At 72.9% G+C, this 23,423-nt stretch carries 16 protein-coding genes; 9 read left to right on the forward strand and 7 right to left on the reverse strand.

Annotation, left to right across the window (positions count from 1 at the left end; translation table 11 throughout):
- The first annotated feature begins 160 nt into the window (after positions 1-160).
- Positions 161-1,321: a UDP-galactopyranose mutase gene (glf, locus tag QQZ13_RS13250; protein ID WP_284529785.1), complete on the forward strand. Its 1,161-nt coding sequence runs from the start codon at positions 161-163 to the stop codon at positions 1,319-1,321.
- On the opposite strand, the gene QQZ13_RS13255 is transcribed toward glf, so the two are convergent.
- The 6 genes from QQZ13_RS13255 to QQZ13_RS13280 all read right to left on the reverse strand — a co-directional run bounded on the left by QQZ13_RS13255 (position 1,312) and on the right by QQZ13_RS13280 (position 12,208).
- Positions 1,312-3,387 (reverse strand): acyltransferase family protein, encoded by a 2,076-nt coding sequence (locus QQZ13_RS13255; RefSeq protein WP_284529786.1) that lies wholly within the window; start codon positions 3,385-3,387, stop codon positions 1,312-1,314. The two genes, glf and QQZ13_RS13255, sit on opposite strands and share 10 nt — an antisense overlap.
- A 1-nt stretch (position 3,388) precedes the next feature.
- Positions 3,389-4,474, reverse strand: a complete 1,086-nt coding sequence (locus tag QQZ13_RS13260; RefSeq protein ID WP_284529787.1) for a hypothetical protein — start codon at positions 4,472-4,474, stop codon at positions 3,389-3,391.
- Positions 4,471-6,864 (reverse strand): glycosyltransferase family 29 protein, encoded by a 2,394-nt coding sequence (locus tag QQZ13_RS13265; protein WP_284529788.1) that lies wholly within the window; start codon positions 6,862-6,864, stop codon positions 4,471-4,473. The genes QQZ13_RS13260 and QQZ13_RS13265 overlap by 4 nt, the downstream gene beginning before the upstream one ends.
- Positions 6,865-7,011: 147 nt before the next feature.
- The gene (locus QQZ13_RS13270; RefSeq protein WP_284529789.1) at positions 7,012-9,390 is read right to left on the reverse strand and encodes a CDP-glycerol glycerophosphotransferase family protein; all 2,379 of its coding nucleotides are present in this window, start codon (positions 9,388-9,390) and stop codon (positions 7,012-7,014) included.
- Between the two features lie 116 nt (positions 9,391-9,506).
- Positions 9,507-10,814: an O-antigen ligase gene (locus QQZ13_RS13275; protein WP_284529791.1), complete on the reverse strand. Its 1,308-nt coding sequence runs from the start codon at positions 10,812-10,814 to the stop codon at positions 9,507-9,509.
- Positions 10,811-12,208 carry an O-antigen ligase gene (locus QQZ13_RS13280; RefSeq protein WP_284529793.1) on the reverse strand — a complete coding sequence of 466 codons (1,398 nt, stop codon included), beginning with the start codon at positions 12,206-12,208 and terminating at the stop codon, positions 10,811-10,813. The genes QQZ13_RS13275 and QQZ13_RS13280 overlap by 4 nt, the downstream gene beginning before the upstream one ends.
- A gap of 41 nt (positions 12,209-12,249) precedes the next feature.
- Here QQZ13_RS13280 and manA point away from each other — a divergent pair, with 41 nt between their 5' ends.
- From manA to QQZ13_RS13300, 4 genes are all read left to right on the forward strand, one after another.
- Positions 12,250-13,404, forward strand: coding sequence for a mannose-6-phosphate isomerase, class I (gene manA / locus QQZ13_RS13285; RefSeq protein ID WP_284529795.1), 1,155 nt, complete (start codon positions 12,250-12,252; stop codon positions 13,402-13,404).
- A 154-nt stretch (positions 13,405-13,558) separates the two neighbouring features.
- Complete coding sequence (locus QQZ13_RS13290) at positions 13,559-13,879, forward strand: WhiB family transcriptional regulator (protein WP_284529796.1); 321 nt, start codon at positions 13,559-13,561, stop codon at positions 13,877-13,879.
- A 71-nt stretch (positions 13,880-13,950) separates the two neighbouring features.
- A complete protein-coding gene (locus QQZ13_RS13295; protein WP_284529797.1) occupies positions 13,951-16,779 on the forward strand; it encodes a glycosyltransferase in 2,829 nt (942 codons plus the stop codon).
- Positions 16,776-18,170 (forward strand): DUF5719 family protein, encoded by a 1,395-nt coding sequence (locus QQZ13_RS13300; RefSeq protein ID WP_284529798.1) that lies wholly within the window; start codon positions 16,776-16,778, stop codon positions 18,168-18,170. Before QQZ13_RS13295 ends, QQZ13_RS13300 begins: the two co-directional genes overlap by 4 nt.
- A 37-nt stretch (positions 18,171-18,207) precedes the next feature.
- On the opposite strand, the gene QQZ13_RS13305 is transcribed toward QQZ13_RS13300, so the two are convergent.
- On the reverse strand, positions 18,208-18,642 hold the full coding sequence (locus QQZ13_RS13305; protein WP_284529799.1) for a metallopeptidase family protein: 435 nt from the start codon (positions 18,640-18,642) through the stop codon (positions 18,208-18,210).
- 79 nt (positions 18,643-18,721) lie between these two features.
- Between QQZ13_RS13305 and QQZ13_RS13310 the strand changes: the two genes are divergently transcribed.
- The 4 genes from QQZ13_RS13310 to katG all read left to right on the forward strand — a co-directional run bounded on the left by QQZ13_RS13310 (position 18,722) and on the right by katG (position 23,373).
- Positions 18,722-18,928: a DUF3499 family protein gene (locus tag QQZ13_RS13310; RefSeq protein WP_144807327.1), complete on the forward strand. Its 207-nt coding sequence runs from the start codon at positions 18,722-18,724 to the stop codon at positions 18,926-18,928.
- A gap of 40 nt (positions 18,929-18,968) precedes the next feature.
- Positions 18,969-20,444 (forward strand): adenosylhomocysteinase, encoded by a 1,476-nt coding sequence (ahcY, locus tag QQZ13_RS13315; protein WP_284529801.1) that lies wholly within the window; start codon positions 18,969-18,971, stop codon positions 20,442-20,444.
- A gap of 146 nt (positions 20,445-20,590) precedes the next feature.
- The gene (locus QQZ13_RS13320; protein WP_284529802.1) at positions 20,591-21,025 is read left to right on the forward strand and encodes a Fur family transcriptional regulator; all 435 of its coding nucleotides are present in this window, start codon (positions 20,591-20,593) and stop codon (positions 21,023-21,025) included.
- Between the two features lie 56 nt (positions 21,026-21,081).
- Positions 21,082-23,373 carry a catalase/peroxidase HPI gene (gene katG / locus QQZ13_RS13325; RefSeq protein ID WP_284529803.1) on the forward strand — a complete coding sequence of 764 codons (2,292 nt, stop codon included), beginning with the start codon at positions 21,082-21,084 and terminating at the stop codon, positions 23,371-23,373.
- Positions 23,374-23,423: the final 50 nt, after the last annotated feature.

Here is a 23,423-nt window from a genome sequence, read left to right on the forward strand (position 1 = left end):
CCTGAGTCCCTCCCCGGAGCCGTGCCGGGTGAACACCTCGACAACGCGCGGTGAACGCGGCCGCCGACGGCGGGTCGGGCCCGCACCGCTTCCGTAGGATCCCTACGTAGCGTCATCAGCGTCCGGCGGTCGGTCGCGCGCGGAAAAAGGGCACCTCGGTATGGATCTCCTCGTCGTCGGCTCCGGCTTCTTCGGCCTCACGATCGCGGAGCGGGCGGCCGCAGCCGGGCGCCGCGTGACGGTCATCGACCGTCGCTCGCACCTCGGCGGGAACGCCTATAGCGAGGTCGAGCCGCAGACCGGGATCGAGGTCCACCGCTACGGCGCGCACCTGTTCCACACCTCGAACCCGACCGTGTGGGAGTACGTGAACCGCTTCACGGCGTTCACCGACTACGTGCACCGCGTCTACACGACCCACCGCGGCGTCGTGTACCCGCTGCCGATCAACCTCGGCACGATCAATCAGTTCTTCCACGCGGCGCACTCGCCCTCCGAGGCCCGCGCGCTCATCCAGGAGCTCGCCGGCGAGTTCGACCCCCAGGCCGCCCGCAACCTCGAGGAGCGCGCGATCGGTCTCATCGGCCGGCCGCTCTACGAGGCCTTCATCCGCGACTACACCGCGAAGCAGTGGCAGACCGATCCCACCGAGCTCCCCGCCGAGATCATCAGCCGCCTCCCCGTGCGCTACACGTACGACAACCGCTACTTCAGCGACACCTGGGAAGGACTCCCGGTCGACGGCTACACCGCGTGGCTGGAGCGCATGGCCGACCACCCGAACATCGAGGTGCGACTGGACACCGACTTCTTCGACGAGGCGCAGCCGCTGCACAAGCGCGCCGTCGTCGGGCAGCTTCCCGTCGTCTACACCGGCCCCGTAGATCGCTACTTCGATCACGCCGAGGGCACCCTCTCGTGGCGGACGCTCGACTTCGCGCAGGAGGTGCTCCCGGTCGGCGACTTCCAGGGCACGAGCGTCATGAACTACGCCGATGCCGAGGTGCCGTACACCCGCATCCATGAGTTCCGCCACTTCCACCCGGAGCGGGCGGACCGCCACGCCCCCGACCGCACCGTGATCATGCGGGAGTTCTCGCGCTTCGCGGACGGCGACGACGAGCCCTACTACCCCGTGAACACCCCCGCCGACCGCGAGCGGCTGCTGGCGTACCGTGAGCTCGCGAAGGGCGAGGCGGGCGTCCACTTCGGCGGGCGCCTGGGGACCTACCAGTACCTCGACATGCACATGGCGATCGGCGCCGCACTGTCGATGTGGCGCAACGTCCTGGCGACCGACGCGGAGCTCGCTCAGGGCTGAGCGTCACGGCCGGGGTCAGCGAGGATCCCGTCGACGCGCGCCGCCAGATACGGGGCGAGCGTCCGAGCGAAGGTGCGCGTGAGGTGCAGGCGGTCCGCGTAGACGACGGTGCCTCCGATGACCGCGTGGCAGCGCTCGCCGCCGCGGCAGAGGATCTCGTCGAAGGTGATGATCGGAAGCCGCAGGGCCCGCGCCGCGGCGTTGACGGGGTCGGAGCGGTCGGGCTTGTCGCTCGCGCACGGGTCGACGCGGGCGCCGGACGCCTCCACGCAGGCCGGACCGCGTGTCCCCGGCGGCATGCCCGGGGTGTCGTCGACGACGGCGAGGCGGGGCAGCCGGTCCTGCAGCGGGCCGAGCACGCCGAGGACGTCCGCCACACGGATGTTGCGCCCGGCCGCGCGGCTGCTGAACAGGACGAGGTCGGGCCGGGTGCGCTCGAGCTCGGCCCAGACGCCCGCGGCCCAGTCCGGGCACGTGCTCATGACGCGCTTCGCGTCGACGGATCTCGTGCGCGCGGAGGTCGCGGCGTTCTCGAACCCCGAGCAGCTGGACTGCACGTACATGGTGACGTCCCACCCCTCGCGCCTCGCGCTCTCGACGAACGCGTCCCAGAGGTGGAAGGCGTGCGAGTCGCCCACCAGCGCGATGCGGGGACCGGGCGCCTCGATGCGGCAGCGGATCCCGACCCGCGGCGGCGTCGCGAGGTACTGCTCCTCGGTGCAGTCGTACCCGGCCGGCGCGGCGGCGTAGTCCCACTGATCGCCCGCGGCGACGACCGGGTCGACGGTGTCGGTGACCGCATACGGATCGGCGCAGTCCCGGATGACCGCGGCGGCGCCGAAGCAGCTGTCGGCGTCATCCACCAGCGCGTCGATCCGCGCCGACAGCGCGGCCGTCTGCGTCTGCTGCACCGCCGCCTGGGCCGGGGCGACGGCGACGAAGACCGCGATCCCCGCCGCCATGAACGCGTATGCCGGGGTGCGGCGGCGCAGGAGGCCCGAGGCCCGGCGCACCGGATCCTCCACGAGCGCCTTGGTCGCGGCAGCCAGCGCGATCGTGAGCCCCAGCAGCGCCGCGCCGCTCAGCGGACCGACGCCGTGGCCGAGCACGAACGGCGCGGCCACGATGAGCGGCCAGTGCCACAGGTAGATCGCGTAGCTCGTGTCGCCGACGTACTGGACCGGACCGAGGCGGGCGGCGGCCTGCGGCGCCCACGGATGGTCGTCGTCCCCGAGCGCGAGGAGCAGGGCCGCGCCGGCCACCGGGACGGCCGCCGCCCACCCGGGGAAGGGCGTGGCGGCATCGAAGAGGACGGCCGATCCGGCGATCGCGCCGACGGCGGCCCACGCGGCGAGCCGGCGCACCGTCGGGGTCCCCGCCCGGGCGGCCGCGGGCGGGAGCAGCGCCACGAGGCCGCCGACGGCGAACTCCCACGCGCGCGTCGGAGTGACGAAGTAGGCGAGCGCCGGGCTTGCAGCCGTCATCGCCACGGAGGTCGCGAGGGAGGCGACCGCCACCGCGGTCATCAGCAGCGTCACCGCCCGGGTGCGGGACGTGCGCGCCGAGCGCGCGGCCAGCCACGCTGCGGCGAGGACGAGCAGCGGCCACACGAGATAGAACTGCTCCTCCACCGACAGCGACCAGTAGTGCTGCACCAGCGAGGCCGAGTTCTCGGCCGCGAGGTAGTCGACTGCGTCGGCGGCCAGCCTCCAGTTGAGCACGTACGCCGCCGCGGCGCCGATCTCCCCGAGGTTCTGGGGGAGGAGGGTGCGGGGGAGCACCGCGACCGCGAGCACCGCACTGGCGGCCAGGACGAGGAAGGCCGCAGGGAGGAGCCGGCGGATCCGCCGCGCCCAGAAGCGCGTGAGCGACACGGTGCCGGTCCGCTCGAGCTCGCCCACGAGGTGCCCCGTGATGAGGAACCCCGAGATGACGAAGAAGACGTCGACGCCCACGTAGCCGCCCGGAAGGGCGCCCGGCCACAGATGGAACACCACCACCAGTCCGACGGCCAGGGCGCGCAGGCCCTGGATGTCGGCGCGGAAGGCGCGCTCGGTGCTTCCCACGTCAGCGCAGCGCGGCGGTGAACGCGTCGGCCTGGGACTGCAGCTGATCCCACAGCTCCTCGCGGCGTGCGGCGATCCCCGACGCCAGTTCGTCCTCCCGTGCGATGAAGCGGGTGAGCGTGGCGATCATGCGGTCGGCCATCTGGTCGAGCTGGGCCCGCGTCATCGTCGTCGTGCGCGGCACGGCGCAGAGGAACTCGTCATCCCCGAAGTAGTCCCGCGGCATGCCGCGGCGCGCCCCCATGCCGATGAACGCGGACGGCTTGTCGTAGGCGAGGAACGGCAGCCACCCGTGCAGGCGCTTGCCGAAGGCGAAGCGGCTGTCGGCGTAGCGCTGGGCGAAGGACGGGTGACGCAGGAGCGCCGCGTTGAACGCCTCGTGGAAGTCCCGGCCGTCGAGCTCCGCGCGCAGCAGATCTCCGAACAGTGGCTCGTCGAGGTCGATCAGCGGGAAGAGGTCGAGCATCAGGCGGTTGGCGTCACCCGAGGCGTTCACCATCGACCGCACCTCGAGGCCGTGAGAGGCGGCGAAGTCCCGGAACCGGCGGAGCGGATGATCGGCGATGTTCTCGGCGGTGAACAGGAAGCTGTCGAAGTTCACGACGACGACGTCGCGCGTGGTGCGATCGGCCGGCAGCAGCCGATCGGTGAACAGCGACGTGCAGGGCGCCCACTCCGGGCTCGTCACCGGTCCCGCCGCGCGGACGAAGTCCGCCTCCCGCGTGGCGCGGACCACGATGCGCGGCGCCCGCGAGGTCACGCGCCGGACGGCGGCGAGCTCGTCGGGCGTCGGCTCCTGGAGGATGCCGGTCGACCACAGGTAGTACTTCGACTCCTCGAACCGGTCCCACTGCTTGGCGAGCTTGGCGTGGAGGTGCCGCGACGAGTTGGTCTGCACGAAGAGCCCGCCGGGCCCGATCACGACGTTCTCCGGCGCCGCGTCCGAGGACGAGAGGTAGGCCGGCGCGCTCACGTGGCGGAAGTCGAGGTCGATCCGCCCGTCGAAGAGCCTCTCGGTGACCTGATGCAGGAGCGCGTCTCCCGCATTGCCGCGGACCCCGCACGTGATCCAGAGCGCCTTCTTCACGAGACGTCCTCCTTCGCCGTCGCCCGCGCTTCTCGGCGCGGCGCCGCGAGGTCCAGCGCTCTGCGCTGCTCGTCGATCATCCGCCGGTAGCGCTCGGTGAAGCGGGCGAGGGAGAAGTGCTCCTCGTACACCGCCCGATTGCGCTCACCCCACATCACGCGGTCGCGGGTCTCGAGCACCCGGCAGGCGTCGAGGATCGTGCCCTCGTCGACGAAGAGCACATTGCTGGCGAGGTCGACCTCGAGGTTCCCCCCGACCGGTGAGAGGATCAGCGCCTTCCCCGCCCGCATCGCCTCGAGGGTGGCGAGGTCGAAGATCGCGTTGCGGTGCATCATGACGTAGTAGTCGGCGAGGTCCATGAGGGCGAGCAGGCGGTCGTGGGTGGTGCGCGTGCCGATGAGGCGCGCCGTGAACGGCCACGACTCCCGCTGCCGCTCGAGGTCCTCGAAGCGCGACCGGTCCGACGAGGCGCCGATGGCGATCCACACCACCGTGCGTCCCGACAGGCGGGCGTGACGGCTCAGCAGCGCCGGGATGCGATCGAGGCCCTTGTCCTCGTTGAAGTCGCCGACGCTGAGGAAGACGTCGGTGTGCTCGTCGCGCGGCGGGAGGTCCAGCTCGCGGATGAGCTCCTCCCGCAGCGCCGCCCGGGCGCCGGCGTCGTCGTCGTGGTCGACCGCGGACACCGTGTTGTAGAGGGCCCAGTCGGCGAAGTTGCCGCCGTCCACCCCGCTCTCCGATGTCGCGAGGTAGGTGTCCCGCGCGCCCAGGCTGGGGAAGAACACGGTCTGCGCGTTATCGCAGATGAGCTTCTCGAGCGCGCCCGCCACGCTGATCTCGTGCGCGCTCGGCGTCCGTCCGATAGAGCGCATCTCCTGCAGGGTGCTGCCCTGCTGGTGGTAGACGAGCACGTAGGGGATGCCGAGCCGGTACGCGCCGTAGGCGGTGCCGAGCTCGTGGCACACCATGAGCACGTCGCCGCGCTCGCGGGCCGCCAGGACATCCGGATGCGTGCGGATGTACTCGCTCGCCTCCACGATCTGCGCGATCTTGGTGCTGAGGCCGCGGGTGGTGGGGGCGAGGCGCTCGCGGATCTGCGACGCCTCGGGCCCCTGGAAGAGGTAGGCGAGATCCGCGCCGGCGTCGTGGTCTCCCAGCGCGAGTCGCTGTGTCGCCAGCACCCCGCCGGGGCCGCCGGTCTTGCCCGTCGCCGGGTCGTACTCCCGGTACGCGCATCCGAAGATCGTCAGCGCCTCCGACCGCGGCATCGCGGGGGAGGGATAGTGCTCGCGCCTCTCGACGATGTGGTCGACCAGCAGGGAGCGCAGGAACGCGCCCTCGTGCTCGACGTCGTGACGCGACCCCATGTCGCCCAGCGCGTCGAAGTAGTGCCCCGTGTCGCCGCCGGTGATCGAGGAGAAACCGTAGACGTCCACGCCCGCGAGCGACCCCCGGCTCTGGAACAGCATCCACAGGATCTGCGCCCCGGAGGTCGGCAGCAGCAGTCCGGAGCGTCGACGCAGCGCGGCCTTGGTCTCGGTGTCGATGTGGGTCACCCGGTCAGGGGAGAACAGGACGTCGCGGTAGAGGATGTCGGCGTGTGCGGGGACCTCGAGGAGGTTCCGGAAGAAGTCCATCTCCCACACCACCAGGGCTCCGGTGTCCACGGCGACCCGGTCGCGGACGTCGCGATGGGCTCCGCGCACCCAGATGTCCGTGCGGATCCCGTAGTCGGCTTCGTAGCCGGTGGGGTGGTTGTTGAAGCGGATCACGACGTCGTGCGCGTCGATCTCAGCGCCCTTGCCCGATCCCAGGTTCCCGGGGCCGTTCCCGACGACGGCCACGGTCCGCCCGGCCACAAGCTGGGCGAACAGCCGGCGCTCGCTGTTGCGCTGGAGGACCTCGGCCACCTGCGCGGCCCGGGCGACCTCGTCGCCGCCGAGGCGCAGCTCGCCGGCGAACTGCGCGACGGGGAGGCAGCGGGTCAGCACCTCGACGGGCAGGCCGCGCGAGAGGTAGGTGCGCAGGAGCTGCTCGGCGGCGGCGCGATCGCCGGCCTCGATCAGCACGCCGGCGTAGACCGCCCACATGGCGGGGGAGAGCACCCGCCAGGCGACGGTGTTCTGGGCCATCGCGCGGGCGCGGTCCACGAGATACGGGGTCGCGCCCTGATCGCGCCACTCCACGCGGGAGAGCGCGAAGTCGTCGGTCGCGCGCCGCTCCTCGCCGCCGGCGCCCAGCGGCGACCGGCGCCCCGCACCCATCGCCGCGGTCGTCGCCGAGAGGCGGGAGCGCAGCCGTGTGAACCGTCCGCGCCAGCGCGATCGGAGGCCGCGGGTGCGTCGCGCGAGTGCGCGCAGGAGAGGGATCTTCCGTGCGAGTTTCTTCATGGGGCCCGTCTCGGTCGGGCGCCGCCGGGGGTTCGTGGCGGCGCAGGATCGAGGGATCCTAGCGGACGCACATGGCGTGCCGGAGACACGGCGGTGTCCCCGCGGTGGCCGGGGGCGGGGCGGCGCCGGCGGGGTGCGCGCGTGCGGTCAGCGGGCGTCGACGGCGGCGATCAGGCGGCGGGCGATGTCGTCCGCACAGGGGGTGGCGCCGGCGGCGGGAGCCGGATCGCCCGGCACCTGCACCCAGCGGCGCGCGAACGCCGCGGCGTCGGCACGCGTCGCCCCGTCGGCGGCGACGGCCGCCGCGAGCTCCTCCACCGTGCGGACGATGGGCCCCGGCAGGTCGCGGCGGTAGTCGAGGTAGAAGTCGCGGGAGGAGAGGTACTCGTCCAGGTCCGGGACGAGGAAGTAGCTCGGCACCCCGACCACGGCCGCCTCGTACAGCGCCGACGAGTAGTCGGTGATGAAGAGATCGGCCACGAGCAGCATCTCCTGCGTGGAGAAGCCGTCGGCGGTGTCGACGTCGGCCCCGAAGCGGCCGTGCATGAGCGGATGCAGCTTCACGACGGTGTGGACCCCCGCCTCCGCGAGCGCCGCGCTCAGGGTCGCCGCGTCGACGGTGACGGTGCCGTCGAGACGGAAGGTGGGGGCGAAGACCGCGACCCGCGCGCCGCGCAGGTGCGGGTGGCGCGCGTAGATGCGCTCGCGGGTCTCCGCCGCGCGCGCCGGGTCGCGCAGCCGGTCGACGCGGGGGAGCGGGGCGACGACGACCTTCGACGGATCGGTCCCGAACGCCTCGGCGTACGCGGGGCGGCACTCCTCGGCGCTGGTGAGCACGACGTCGTACCCCTCGTGCATGCGCATGGCGGCGGCCAGACGCGCATCGCGTCCCTCCTCCTGCCCGAGGATGCTCAGACCGAACTTCTTGAAGGCACCCAGGGCGTGCCAGATCTGCACGACCGTGAGGGATTCCTTGTGCCGGAGCACGCTCGCGACGATCGAGTAGGTGTCCACGACGAGCACCCGGGCGGTCGCCACCTGGTAGAGCTGCGCCAGCATGTGCAGGCTGTACCGGATCTTCCCGGGGATGCCCGGGGGGACCATCCGGACCATCGAGACGACGTCGACCGTGGGGTCCTGGGCCTGGATCGCTGCCCGCAGATCGGTGAAGTCCGCCGGCTCCTCGGGATGCTCGCGGCTGATCATCACCACCTTGCGTCGCGTGCGGAGGAGCTTCAGCGGCGCGTACAGCGCGGACAGCCCGGTGCGGGCGAGCCAGGCGACGGCGAGCTGCCCGGTGATCCGCCCTCCGACGGTGGTCGGGGCGGGGCTCCCGCCGGGAGCGACGGCGGCGGCGTCGACCTCGGCGCGACGGGCCAGGACGATGTCGCGCACGATCCGCTCGCTGGAGCGCCCGTCGCAGGCGGCGAGGAAGCGCTCGCGGAATGCGTCTGCGTGCGGGCCCACCGTCGCCGAGGAGATCGCCGCGGCGAGGTCGTCGCCGTCGGTGACCAGCGGCCCGGTGACGTAGGTGTCGAACGGGTAGTAGAAGTCGCGGTCGGACGTGTACTCCGCCAGATCGGGGCAGAAGAAGACGATCGGACGGCGCAGCAGCGCGTACTCGAAGATGGCGGAGGAGTAGTCGGTCACCAGGACGTCCGCCGCCATCAGCAGCTCGTTGAGCTCGCGCTCGGCCGAGACGTCCAGCACGCCGGTGACGTTGGGCCGCTGCACCTCCAGCGGCGTCACGAACGGGTGCATCTTCACCATGACGACCCAGTCGTCGCCGAGGTCGGCGGCCAGTCGCTCCCACGGCACCGCGTCGACGTCGTACGTCGCCGTCAGCTGGCCGTTGCCCCGGAACGTCGGGGCGAACAGGGCGATGCGCTGGTGCGCGCGGATGCCGTAGCGCTTGCGCAGGCTCGCCGCCGTGGACTGCACGAGGCCCTCGTCGAAGAACACGTCCGTGCGGGGGACCCCGAGCGCGTGGACGCGCTCGAGATCGACGGCGAACGCCTCGGCGTAGTCGCCGCGGATCGCCTCGGCGCTCACTGTCACGTCGGTGTAGTTGCGGTGCGCGAGCGATCCGGGGAGCGGTCCGCCCGGAAGCCCCTCGCGGCTCCACCCCACGCGCTTGAAGGCCCCCGCGGCGTGCCACACCTGCAGCAGGCGGGTCTGCGGCCGGAGGTTCAGCGGGTAGATCAGGGGGTAGAAGTCGTCGACGATCACCGTCTGAGCCGAGGCGATGAGCCAGGGCAGGGCGAGGAGATCGCGCAGCGGACGGCGGGCGCGCAGGCTCTTCTTGAAGACCCCGCGGATGTCGGCGGTCGGGTCCTGGCGCCGGATCTCGGCGTCGAGGAACGCGAAGTTGCCCGAGAACCCCGACCGCGAGTCGGAGAGGAACAGCACCCGTCCGTCGCGCACGGAGGTCGTGCGGCGCGCGAGAGCGTAGGCGAGGATGTACGGCGCGAACCGCCACTTCTGGAGGAACGCGTTGCCTCGCAGCAGGCTGCGGAGTGCGTGCACGAAGACCTCCAGGCGGGACGAAGCGATCGGTCAATCCTAGTTCGGGCTGCCTGTGCCTCCCCTGTCGCCCTGCCCTGTCGCCGTTCCCCGGGGCCGCGGCTGCCGGCTGCGGCCCGTCAGTCGCGCGGCGCGCGCGGAGCCCGCCAGCCGGGGGACTCCGGGCCGGTGTCCAGGCCGCTCCGCCAACCGCGCACCAGCGAGGCGCGCGTGGCGCAGACGACCAGGAGGAACCACCCGAAGCCGCCGAGCAGCGAGCTGGTGACCACCGAGTCGGCCAGCAGGGTGATGATCACCAGGGGCGGCCAGGTGTACACGGTCGACCGGCGCTCGGACGCGGTGACCCAGGCGCGCGCCAGGGCGAGCCCGGCGAACCCGACGAACAGCGCGACGCCGACCGCCCCCGCCTGCAGCAGCACGTCCATCCAGGCGTTGAGGGCAGAGGCGTGGTCGCGGCCGGTCGTCACGCGGATGAAGTAGTAGGGCATGAGGTTCTCGGGCCATGTCCCGACCCATCCCCAGCCCTGCACCGGCCGCAGCGCCGCCATGTCGAGGACCTCGTTCCACAGGCGCGACCGGGTGAGGAAGTCGGGCTCGGCGTTCAGCCAGTACACGAGGGGGCGGCGGAACGTGAAGACGAGGATCGTCGCGATCGCGAACGCGCCGGCGATCGCCCACTGGAGCGCGGTGCGCCGGTGAGGCGGTGTACGTCGCACGATCGCCAGGACGCCGGTGGCCAGACCCGCGATCACCGCCATCCCGAGGACGATCGGCGAGGCGGTGAACACCGCCAGCAGCACCGCCAGCGACACCGAGTACACGGACAGGCCGGGGGCGACCGAGCGGGTGCGCCACTCCACGAGGAACGTGATGAGCGCGAGGATCGTCACGAGCCCGAGCATGGTGCGGGTGCCGAACAGGCCCTGGATCGGTCCGCCCTCGGCCAGGTTGCCGGCGATGCCGAGGAACGGGACGGGCCCGTCGAGCAGGATGCCGCTCAGGATCTCGATCGCCAGCGAGCCGGTGAGGAGGAAGCGCAGGACGTCGCCGGTCGCGCGCACCGTCTGCAGGGTGTCGCGGAACTGCGCGACGACGATCGCCAGGAACGTGGGCGCGGCCAGCTGCAGCCACCCGCCGAGGGTCGCGCCCACCGAGCGCGACCAGAACACCGTGAGCAGCAGCCAGATGAGCAGGAGGAGCAGCGTCGTCGGCATGATCTCGAACGCGCGCAGCTCGCGGCGACGCGCCACCAGCATCCCCGCACCGATCACGCAGAGGCCCGTGATCACGGCGCCGTACCCGGCGTCGCCCATGAGCTGGCGGATGAGGTGGGTGGAGAACAGCGCGCCGATCGCCGCGGTGGCGAAGGCGGCCGCGAGGGCCGAGGACCGGAGGAAGTCGAGGATCGACCGCGGTGCGCTCGTCATCGCTGGGCGAGCCGCTCGCCCTGCTCGCCCGCGAGCCGCTGCTCGGACGGCCCGCGGCCCACGAGGGGCGCCTGCTTGATCTTGAAGGCGAACATCACGAGGAACATCCAGCCCCAGCCCAGCAGCGGCGAGGATTCGGCCAGGCCCTGCACGAGCAGCTGCGCCGCCGTCAGGGTGGGCAGGAGCGTGAGGGCCTCGTAGGGCCGGTCCGCCACCAGATCCCAGCGCGGCCGGTCGACGGCGAAGAACCACGACCTCCAGATGAAGGCGAGGTAGGTGAGCGCCATGAGCACCACGCCGACCACGCCCAGCTGCAGGTACACGTCGATCCACATGTTGTGGGCCTGCATGACCGTCTCGCCGTGATCGACGATCCAGCGGTCGAAGAACGGGTCGGTGGGTACCCAGGGAGTGGAGAACCCCCACCCGAGCACCGGGCGCTCGCCCGCGCGGGCCAGGACCGCCGTCCAGATCGACTCACGGCCCGTGAGGTCCGCGGAGCGGCCGAGGAGCGAGAACACCGCGTCGCGGCCGAACCACAGCGCCGCCAGGCCTCCGACGGCGACGATCGCGTACGCGAGGTAGTACCGCGTGCGCTCGCCGGCCCGGCGCGTCGTGCGCATGAGCAGGGCCGTCACGAGCACGACCGCCGTCAGCGCCGCGGCGAGGTAGGCCGTCGCCGAGCCCGCCCGGACGAACAGGAACGCCGCCAGCAGGAACCAGCCGACCAGGAGGGTGCGGCGCGGGGCGCGGGCGGCGAAGCGCAGGCCGAAGACCACCATCCCGAGCAGCGCCACGTAGGCGAGCGCGTTCGAGTTGCCGAACAGCCCCTGGATGCGCCCGCCGTCGAACAGGTTGTCGCGGCTCCACATGGTGATCGGGTCCTCGCCGCCCTGCGGTCTGCCGAACTCGGGGAGGATCGGACCGCCCCAGACGAGCGAGACCCACAGCTCGAAGGCGAGGGAGAGCCCGAGGATCCACTTGAGCGCCGAGGCGACGGCGCGGACGAGTTCGCGCCACGTGAGCACCGAGGCGATGAAGAACGCATGGATGGTGGTGCTCAGGAGCAGTCCGAGGGTGAGCGCGGTGGCGGCGGGCCAGGCCGTCCAGGCGAGCGATGCGACCGCCAGCACGACGTAGGCGACGGCGAACCACGGGAGCCGGCGCCACTGCACCACGGGACGGAGCAGGATCCACAGCGCGAGCGAGACCACGGCCGAGCCGAAGACCGCCACTGCGGCCCCGACGACGCCGAGCACCATCAGCAGGCTCGTGCCCGACAGCGCCCCGGCCAGCACCAGGATGCACCAGCCGCGCAGCAGCAGATGACCCGTCTTCTCGCGGATCGGCGCTGCGGGCGGGGCCGCGATGGGGTGCTGGGTGTGGGTGGTCATGTGCACATCAGGGTATCGCGGGCGGCCCTAGGCTGAAGGGTGTGCTGATCCCGATCTCCAACGCACCGCGTGAATACTCGTGGGGGTCGCCCACGCTCATCCCCGGGCTGGAGGGCCGTGTCCCCTCGGGACGTCCCGAGGCCGAGATCTGGTACGGCGACCACCCCGGCAGCCCGTCGCGCACCGCCGACGGGCTGACCCTCGACCGGGCGCTCGCCGACGCGGGCGCGGCGCCGCTGCCGTATCTGCTGAAGGTGCTCGCCGCGGGGATGTCGCTGTCGATCCAGGCGCATCCCTCGCGGGCGGAGGCCCAGGAGGGCTTCGCGCGCGAGGAGGAGGCCGGCATCCCGCGCGATGCGGACGTGCGCACCTACCGCGACGACAATCACAAGCCCGAGATCATCGTCGCCCTGAGCGACCGCTTCCGCGCGCTCGTCGGGCTCCGCCCGCTGGATCGCACCCGCCGGCTGCTGGCCGGACTGGGCGACGGTCACGGCGTCCAGGAGCTGCGCCGCCGGCTGGAGGGCGACGACGAGCCCGCCCTCCTCAGGGGCGCGCTCGCGTGGGCGCTCTCGGATGCCGCGCAGGACGAGATCGACGACATCGTCGCCGCGATCGGCGCGGCCGACGTCGACGGCTTCGCGCCCGAGCTGGAGGTGCTCCGCCGCATCGCCGCCGACTTCCCCGGCGATCCGGGAGTCGTGGTCGCGCTCCTCATGAACCTGGTGGAGCTGCGGCGGGGCGAGGCGCTGTTCGCGCCGGCGGGCGTCCTTCACGCGTATCAGGAGGGCCTCGGCGTCGAGCTGATGGCCGCGAGCGACAACGTGCTCCGGGGCGGTCTCACCCCCAAGCACGTCGACGTCGACGAGCTGCTGCGCATCGTGGACACCTCGCCGGGGCCGGCGCCGGTGATCGCGCCGGTCCCTCTCGACGGCGTGGACGGCGCGGAGGTCTACGACGCCGGAGTGCCGGACTTCTCGCTGGTGCGCACCGTCGTCGCGCCCGGCCGGCCGCAGCGGCTCCCGGTGGCGGGTCCGACGATCGTCCTGGCGGTGCGCGGAGAGGTGACCGTCGACACGCCCGGGGGGTCCACCGTGCTGGCGGCGGGATCTGCGGCATTCGTCAGCGCGGACGAGGGAGAGGTGCGCCTCGACGGCGACGGCGAGGTTTTCCTCGCCCGACCGGGCACGCGCTGACTCCGGGCGGCCGTCGCGACACGCCCATCGCGCGCCGTGAAGGTTCAATCACGCATTGAGGGTTTACGATCTGCGACTTGACCTCACCGAATGACAAGGGTGTAATTATCCCAACACGCGCAACAGCGCGAGGCGAAACAGGTGGGAGAGCGATATGGCGGCTTACCGTTCCGGCGTTCCCGAGAATTGGTTCGTCGACCCGGTCAACCTCGGTGTCCCCGGCGTCCGCCGTCAGACCGAGGTCGAGGGTGACGGAGCTCTTGCCTGGCAGTCCGACGCGCTCTGTGCGCAGACCGACCCCGAGGCCTTCTTCCCGGAGAAGGGCGGATCGACGCGCGACGCCAAGCGCATCTGCACCTCGTGCGACGTCCGCGGCGAGTGCCTCGAGTACGCCCTGCAGAACGACGAGCGCTTCGGCATCTGGGGCGGGCTCAGCGAGCGCGAGCGCCGCAAGCTGAAGCGCCGCGCGGGCTGATCCGCCGATTCGCCGGAATCGCGGCGCGCAGTCCCGGACGGGCCCGCCCACCGGCTTAGGCTGACGAGGTCATGCCCTCCCGAGTCCACGCGCTGCTGGTCGTGCGCTCCGATGGCCACGTCGCCCCCGACATCCATCTGCGCCGCACCCTCGCCGCGCTCGCCGCGCAGTCGCGTCCCGTCGACGCGCTGACGATCGTGCTGTGCGGGGACGATCCGCGGGTGCGCGAGGTCGTGGCGAGCGCCCCCGCCGAGGGGATCATCACGACGGGGCGGACCACGCGGTTCGCCGACGCCCTGCGACTGGCCTCCCGGCGCCTCGACGGCGATGCGGTCTGGCTCCTCGCCCAGGACACGGCACCCGAGCCCGAGGCGCTCGCCCGCCTGGTCGCCGCCCTCGAGACGGCGCCGTCGGTCGCCTTCGCCGCCCCCAAGCTCGTGCGCTGGCAGGACCGCACGCACATCGTCTCGCTCGGCGTGACGATGACGCGCACCGGCAGGACGGTGGGACTCGCAGACGGCGAGCACGATCAAGGACAGCACGACGCGCGCGAAGACGTGCTCGGCGCCGATGTGCGCGGGCTGCTCGTCCGCGCCGACGTCTGGCGCGAGCTCGACGGGATCGACCCGGCGCTCGACGGGGCCGACGAAGGCCTCGACCTCGGCATCCGGGCGCGCCTGGCCGGCGGCCGGGTGGCGCTGGCGCCCTCGTCGATCATCGCGGTCGCCGGAGACGGGGTCGCGGGCGACGACGCGGGCGAGGGCGTCGCCGCGCGGGCACGCGCCGCCTACGCGTCGCGGAGCGCCCAGCTGCATCGGCGCCTCGTCTACGCGCCGCCCGCCCTCGTCGCGCTGCAGTGGATCGCGCTGCTGCCGGTCGCGGTCGGACGCTCGCTCGCCCATCTGCTCGGCAAGCGGCCGGGCCTCATCCTCCCCGAGCTCGCCGCGGCCCTCGTCGCCCTCGTGCGCATCCCGTCGGTCGCCCGCGCCCGCTCCGGCATCCGGCGTCGCCGCCGCGCGTCGTGGTCGCAGCTGGCTCCGTTGCGCATCGGCTCCCGTCAGCTGCGCCATCGGCTCGACGACGAGGGCGGCGACGCCCTCGCACGGCCGGACCTCCGCTTCTTCAGCTCCACGGGCGGCGCCTGGATCGTCCTGGCCGCCTTGGTGGTCTCCCTCGCGGCCTTCCCGGCGCTGCTGGCGTGGCCGGTGCTGGGCGGCGGCGCGTTGGCGCCCCTGCGGACGACCCTCGCGCAGCTGTGGGCGGACGCCCTGGCCGGTCCGCGCCCCCTGGGCTGGAGCACCGCCGGGCCCGCGGATCCCTTCAGCGCGCTCATCGCCGTGATCGGGAGCCTGTCGCCGGCGGAGCCGTCGCGTGCGCTCGTGGTGCTGTGGCTCCTGGCGCTGCCGCTGGCGGCGCTGGGCGGCTGGTTCGCCGCGACGCGCGTGAGCGAACGCGCGGGGCCGCGCGCGCTGGTGGCCATCGGCTGGGCGCTCGCGCCGTCGCTGCTGACCGCCCTCGTCGAGGGGCGCCCCACCGGGGTGCTGGTCCATCTCCTCCTGCCGTGGCTGCTGTTCACCGGCGCCGCAGCCCACCGTTCGTGGACGCAGGCCGGTGTGGCGTCGCTGGCCCTGGTGGCCGTGGTCGCCGCCGCACCGTCGCTGGCACCCGCGCTGATCGTGCTGTGGCTCGTCGCGATCGCCCTCACGATCGCCCGACGCTCCGGCCGGGGCATCGCGCGGATCATCTGGCTCGTGGTGCCGAGCGTCGTCTTCGCCCTCCCGCTCGTGTGGCATCGCGTGGGCGCGGGGGATCCCTGGGCCCTGCTGGCCGATCCGGGGGTGCCTGCCGCCGCAGCCGTCCCCGCGTCCGACCTCGCCGGGCGCCTGCTCCTGCTGGCGGGCTTCCCCACGTCGGACGGGGCCGGGTGGTCCGGCCTCCTCGGCCTCGATGCCGCGCCCGCCTGGCTGCCGCTGCTGGTCGTCCCCGTCGTCGTCCTGGCCGCCGCGGCGCCCGTCGTCGCGCGGCTGCTGCCGTCGGCGATCCTCCTGCTGGCGGCCGTGCTCGGCCTCGTGACCGCCGTCGCGGCGTCGGGGACCGTGCTCGCCGCCGCGGGGTCCACGCCCGTCACCCTGTGGCCCGGCGCCGGACTGAGCCTCGCCTGGGCGGGTCTGCTCGGCGCCGCCGCGGCGGCCGCCGATCGGCTGCCGCGCGCGGGTGCGGTCCGCGGGATCGGGATCGCCGTCGCACTGCTGAGTCTCGCCGTCGTCGCCGTGCCGGCCCTCACGGCGCTGCCGCGCGACGCCCTGGCGATCACCAACGGACCCGACAGCACGCTGCCGGCGTACGTGGACGCGGAGGGGCGCGGCGACCCGGGCATCGCGACGTTCGTCCTGCGCGCGCAGCCGCGCGGCGGCCTCGCGACCGAGGTCGTGTGGGGGGCCAGCTCCACGCTGGGCGGTCAGACGACGCTCCAGTCGGTGCGGTCCGGCCCGACCCCGGCCGACGAGGAGACCGCGGCCGCCACGGCGGACCTCGTCTCGGGCTCGGCGGGCGACGTGGTGCAGCGGCTGGCCGCCCAGGGCATCGGCTACGTTCTCCTCGGCGCGGCCGCGGAGGACGAGACCGACGCCGCCCGGGCGACCCGGCTGGCGGCGCGGGCCGCGCTCGACCGCCGGGACGAGCTGGAGTCGGTCGGTGACACGGGCAAGGGCGAGCTGTGGTTCGTGGTCGGCGACGTCGTGCCGCGCGAGGCCAGCGCCGCGCAGGAGGCGCAGGCGTGGCGCGGCGGGGCGGCGCAGCTCGGCGTCGTGGTCGTCGCCCTCCTCCTTGCGCTGCCCACCGCCGCGACGATCCGTCAGGCGCGCCGGGAGCCGCGCATCGTGGGTGGGGGGACGACATGACCGGGCCGACTCGCCGCACGGTGCGCGTGGGCGCCGGCATCGCCGTCGCGGCGCTGTTCGCCGCCGCGATCCCCGCCGCGGCGCTCGCCCCCTGGCCGGCGGCGGTCCGCGAGCCGGTCGCCGTGACCGCCCTTCCCGAGCCGACGGCCTCGCTCGTCTCCTGCGCCGGGCCCATCCTCGCCGTCGGCCGCGACGCGACCGACGCCGCACTCCTCACCGACGCCGCGGGTCAGGACGTCGCCGCGGCCACGGCCCCGGGCCAGCCCGATGCGGCGGCCGCACGCCTCGCCTCACCGGACGTGTCCGGCGGGGCGGGCCCCGACGCCCTGAGCGCCGAGCCGAGGGAGGCCACCCGGACCGACCTCGCCGCCGCCGGATCGGCCACCGTCGCCGACGAGGACCTCGCCGGCTTCGCGGCGTCGGCGTGCGCCCCCGGGCTCATGGAGTCCTGGCTCGTCGGCGGCAGCGGGGCCACCGGCGCCGCCGATCTCCTGCTCCTCTCCAATCCCTCCGGCGTGGCCTCCGAGGTCGACATCACCGTCTACGGCGCCGAGGGCGCCGTGCAGCCGGCAGCGGCGGCGGGGATCATCGTCCCGGCGCGGACGCAGCGCGTCCTCCCGCTGGCGGCCCTCGCGCTCGGCCAGGAGAGCCCCGTGGTGCGCGTCAATGCGGCGGGGGCGCCGATCCAGGCATCGCTGCAGACGAGCCTCACCCGCACCCTGCTTCCCGGCGGCGTCGACCAGGTGGGCACCACGGCCGCCCCCGACACCGTCCAGGTGATCCCGTCGGCCACCGTCGTCGTGGCGCCCGGCGAGGAGGGCGCGTCCGAGCCCGGAGCGCGGCTGCGGCTGCTGGCGCCCTCCGACGACACCGACGTCGTGGTCGACCTCACCCCGCTCGGCAGCGGCGCGGCCGCCTCCGAGACGCTCGAGCTGTCGGCGGGGGTCCCCGCCGAACTGGAGCTCGGCGGGCTGGCGGCGGGCACCTACCGGGTGGAGGTGACCGCGGAGCATCCCGTCGTGACCGCCCTGTGGACGACGAGCGGGTTCGGCGAGGGCACGGACTTCGCCTGGCACACCGCCCCGTCGGTGATCTCGGTGCCGAGCCTGGTGGCCGTGGCCGTCGGCCCCTCGCCCTTCCTCGCCCTCTCGAACGAGGGGGAGGAGGAGTCGCGGGTGACGCTGTCCGGGCCCGCCGGCGAGTCCGACATCGTCGTGCCGGCAGGCGGCGCGGTGCGCACACGGGTGCAGGACGCGGCGGTCTATCAGCTCACGCCGCAGGGCGGTGCCATCCGTGCGAACGTCACCTACCGCGGGCCCGGTGCCCTGGCCGGTTACGACGTGATCCCCGCCGATGCCGCGGCCGAGCCCGTCGTCGTGTTCCCGCAGTAGCCGCCGGGTTCGGGCCGCAGCGGTCCGAGGCGACCGCTCAGAAGTAGCGGAACCGCTCGGGGCCGAGGTCCCAGGGGTCGCGGTCGAGGTACTCCGCGGCGGCCCGGAACACGCAGCTCTCGATCATCATCCGCCGGTGCAGCTCGTCGTTGCGGTGGAGGTGACTCAGCCGCTCGATCGGCAGGCGGTACAGCGTGATCCGCTTGTGCTCGGTCGACACGCTCCAGCGCGGGATGCCGTCCTCGTCCGAGGCCGCCGGCATGGAACCCACCTCGAAGCGCACGTCGCGCAGTTCGGGCCAGGCGCTGCGGAGGAACTCCGCCGCCGTCCCGACGGCGAGGTCGAACTTGTCGGCGCGCGTCTCCAGGGGCGGCAGCGGCGGCCGCACGACCGGGCTGCGGTCCTCGCGGCCATGACGCCCGTGGCGCGACGGCCGCGCGGCCGGTGCGGCGGTGCGGCGACGCCTCATCATGCCCCCATCCTAGGTCGGGCCGCGCCCGCGGCGGCGCGGCGACCGTCCACTGTCGCCGGGGGTGGGTAGCGTGGCTGCGATGCGTGACAGACTCTGCTCCAAGGTGGGCTGCGCCCGTGAGGCCGTGACGACCCTGACCTACGACTACGGCGACCAGATGGCCGCCCTCGGTCCGCTGGGCGGCGGGAACGACCCGCACGCCCACGATCTGTGCGCGATCCACACCGACCGGCTCTCGGTTCCCAAGGGCTGGGTCGTCGTGCGTCACGAGACGTTGCGCGTCTGACGGGTCGCCCGCGCCGGGCGCGAGGTGGGAGAATGGGCGGATGCCGACTCCCGTGAACACGCTCGACTTCGTCGTCGCCGACCTGGCCCTCGCTGCGGCCGGCCGCCACCAGATCCGCCTCGCCGAGAACGAGATGCCCGGCCTCATGGCCCTGCGCGAGGAGTTCGGTCCCTCGCAGCCCCTCGCCGGCGCGCGCATCGCCGGCTCGCTCCACATGACCGTGCAGACCGCGGTGCTGATCGAGACGCTCGTCGCGCTCGGCGCGCAGGTGCGCTGGGCCAGCTGCAACATCTTCTCCACCCAGGACGAGGCCGCCGCCGCCGTCGCGGTGGGTCCGACGGGCACGGTCGACGCCCCCGCCGGCGTCCCCGTCTTCGCCTTCAAGGGCGAGACTCTCGAGGAGTACTGGCAGCTCGCCGACCGCATCTTCGACTGGTCGGCCGAGGGCTTCGACGGACCGAACCTCATCCTCGACGACGGCGGCGACGCGACCCTCCTCGTGCACAAGGGCGTGGAGTTCGAGCGCGCCGGCGGCGTACCCGAGACCGCCGAGGGCGACTCGGCCGAGTACCGCATCGTCCTCGACACGCTGCGGGCGAGCCTGGCCCGCGATCCCGAGCGCTTCACCCGCATGGCGGCGGGGATCCTCGGGGTCACCGAGGAGACGACCACCGGCGTCCACCGCCTGTACGAGCTGCACGCCGCCGGGAAGCTCCTGTTCCCCGGCATCAACGTCAACGACTCGGTCACCAAGTCCAAGTTCGACAACAAGTACGGCATCCGCCACTCGCTGCCCGACGGCATCAACCGCGCCACCGACGTGCTGATGGGCGGCAAGGTCGCCTTCGTCGTCGGCTACGGCGACGTGGGCAAGGGCGCGGCCGAGGCGCTGCGCGGGCAGGGCGCGCGCGTGATCGTCGGGGAGGTCGACCCCATCTGCGCGCTGCAGGCGGCGATGGACGGCTTCCAGGTCGCGCGTCTGGAGTCGGTGCTCGGCGACATCGACCTGCTGATCACCGGCACCGGCAACACGCAGGTCGTCACCGTGGACCACCTGCTGGGCCTCAAGCACCTCGCGATCGTCGGCAACGTCGGTCACTTCGACGACGAGATCGACATGGCCGGGCTCGAGTCGCTGCCCGGCGCTGAGCGGATCGAGATCAAGCCGCAGGTGCACGAGTGGCGCCTTCCCGCGACCCCGGACGGGCGCGGCGGCCGCAGCATCCTCGTGCTGTCCGAGGGGCGCCTGATGAACCTCGGCAACGCCACCGGGCACCCGTCCTTCGTGATGAGCGCGTCCTTCACCAACCAGGTCCTCGCTCAGCTGGAGCTCTTCACGAACCTCGAGGCCTACCCGGTCGGCGTCTACACGCTGCCGAAGATCCTCGACGAGAAGGTCGCGCGGCTGCATCTGGACGCCCTGGGCGTCGAGCTCACCGAGCTCACGCCCCATCAGGCCGCCTACATCGGCGTCCCGGTGGAGGGCCCCTACAAGCTGGACCACTACCGCTACTGACACGACCGCGCCCGCGCCCGCGGGATGTCCCACTTGCGGCGAGGCATGTCCCACTTCCGGCTGGTTCACGCACCCCGTACCCGCCGAAAGTGGGACATCCTCTCGGTCTTCTTTTGACTGGATCAAAAGAGCGGTAGGCTGAGTTCGTGACCCTCCCACCGCAGACCGCACCGCCGACGGCCGACGCCCTCCGCGCCGCAGGACTGCGGGTCACGGAGTCCCGCACCGCCGTGTACGAGGCGCTCGCGCTCACCCCGCACGCCAGCGCCGACGAGGTGTTCGCCGCGATCGCCGAGCGGATGCCGCGCACCAGCCGCCAGTCGGTCTACAACGCCCTGGGCGACTTCGCGGAGGCGGGCATCGTCCGCCGCATCGAGCCGGCAGGCCGGCCGATGCTGTTCGAGCTGCGCGTCGCCGACAACCACCACCACCTCGTGTGCGTCTCGTGCGGCGCCGTGGAGGACGTCGACTGCGTCGTCGGCCACGCCCCCTGCCTCGCACCCTCCGACAGCCACGGCTACGCCCTGCAGGCCGCCGAGGTCACCTTCTGGGGCACGTGCCCCGCCTGCGCGGCCGCCTGACGGCGACCGCCCGACCGCCCACCGACACATCGACCACCCGCCGAGGAAGGAACACCATGAGCGTCCACGACGAGAGCGTCTCGCCGATCGGGGAGAACCCGACCGACATCGACCAGTCCGTCACCGTCACCGACACCGACGAGGCCTATGCGAAGGAGGCGGCGACGTGCCCGGTCGTCCACGCGCAGCCGCACCCCACCAGCGGCTCTGCCAACAACGTGTGGTGGCCGAACCAGCTGAACCTGCGCATCCTCAAGAAGAACCCCGCGATCGCCAACCCGCTCGGCGAGCAGTTCGACTACCGCGCGGCGTTCGCGACCCTCGATCTCGCCGCCGTCAAGGCCGACATCGCCGAGACGCTGACGACCTCGCAGGACTGGTGGCCCGCCGACTTCGGCAACTACGGCCCCCTCATGATCCGCATGGCCTGGCACTCCGCCGGCACCTACCGCGTGATGGACGGCCGCGGCGGCGGCGGCGCCGGACAGCAGCGCTTCGCCCCGCTGAACAGCTGGCCCGACAACGTCAACCTCGACAAGGCCCGCCGCCTGCTGTGGCCGGTCAAGAAGAAGTACGGCCAGAACATCTCGTGGGCCGATCTCATGATCCTCGCCGGCAACGTCGCGCTGGAGAGCATGGGCTTCCGCACCTTCGGCTTCGCCGGCGGGCGCCCCGACGTCTGGGAGCCCGACGACGACGTGTACTGGGGACCCGAGACCACCTGGCTCGGCGACCAGCGCTACACGGGCGAGCGCGACCTCGAGAAGCCGCTCGCCGCGGTGCAGATGGGTCTCATCTACGTGAACCCCGAGGGCCCGAACGGTCAGCCCGACCCGCTGGCGTCGGCTCGCGACATCCGCGAGACCTTCGCGCGGATGGCGATGAACGACGAGGAGACCGTCGCCCTCATCGCCGGCGGCCACACCTTCGGCAAGACCCACGGCGCCGCGCCCGACGCGAACCTCGAGGACAACCCCGAGGCGGCGGGCATCGAGCAGCAGGGCCTCGGCTGGAAGAACAATCACGCCTCCGGCAAGGGGGATGACACCATCACCTCCGGCCTCGAGGTGACCTGGACGTACCACCCGACCCGGTGGGACAACGAGTTCTTCCACATCCTCTACGCATACGAGTGGGAGCTCTTCCAGAGCCCGGCCGGGGCCCACCAGTGGCGCCCCATCAACGGCGGCGGCGCCGACATGGTGCCGCTCGCCCACTCGAACGGGCGACGCGAGCCGCGCATGCTCACGAGCGACCTGGCGCTGCGCATGGACCCGGAGTACGACAAGATCTCGCGGCGGTTCAAGGACGACCCCGAGGCGTTCGGCGACGCGTTCGCGCGGGCGTGGTTCAAGCTCACCCACCGCGACATGGGCCCGATCGAGCGCTACCTCGGCCCCGAGGTGCCCGACGAGGAGCTCATCTGGCAGGACCGCGTCCCGCCGGTGGACCACGAGCTGATCGACGACGCGGACGCGGCGGCGCTGAAGGCGCGCGTCCTCGAGTCCGGCCTCACCGTGTCCGAGCTCGTCTCGACCGCGTGGGCGGCGGCGTCGACCTTCCGCGGCAGCGACAAGCGCGGCGGCGTCAACGGAGCCCGCATCCGCCTGGCGCCCCAGAAGGACTGGGAGGTCAACAACCCGGCGCAGCTCCACAAGGTGCTGGGGATCCTCGGCGGCATCAAGGCGGACTTCGACGCCGCCGAGCCTGCCGGCAAGAAGGTGTCGCTCGCCGATCTCATCGTGCTGGCGGGCAACGCGGCCGTCGAGAAGGCCGCGAAGGATGCCGGCGTCGACGCCGAGGTGGTCTTCCACCCCGGTCGCACCGACGCCTCGGCCGAGCAGACCGACGTCGAGTCGTTCGCGTACCTCGAGCCCGCCGCCGACGGATTCCGCAACTACCAGGGACCGCTGGCCACGGCCTCGGGACTCCCGGCCGAGCACCTCCTCCTCGACAAGGCGAACCTGCTCACCCTGAGCGCGCCCGAGACGACGGTGCTCGTGGGCGGTCTGCGGGTGCTCGGGGCGAACTGGGACGGATCGCCCTACGGCGTGTTCACCGACCGGCCGGGCGTGCTCACGAACGACTTCTTCGTGAACCTCCTCGACCTCGGCACGACGTGGAAGCCGCTGGACCCGGGGGCGCACGCGTTCGCCGGCACCAAGGACGGCTCGGGGGAGAAGGTCGGCGTGGGCACCCGCGTGGACCTGCTGTTCGGCTCCAACTCCGAGCTGCGCGCGCTCGCCGAGGTGTACGCCTCCGACGACGCGGCCGAGAAGTTCGTCCGCGACTTCGTGGCGGCCTGGGGCCGGGTGACCGAGCTGGACCGGTTCGACCTGCACGCCTGACGGGTCGTGCGAGGCGTCTCGCCTCGCTGTGCCCGCTCAACGGCCGGGGG

The organism is Microbacterium sp. T2.11-28 (assembly GCF_950097975.1).
Lineage (GTDB): Bacteria > Actinomycetota > Actinomycetes > Actinomycetales > Microbacteriaceae > Microbacterium.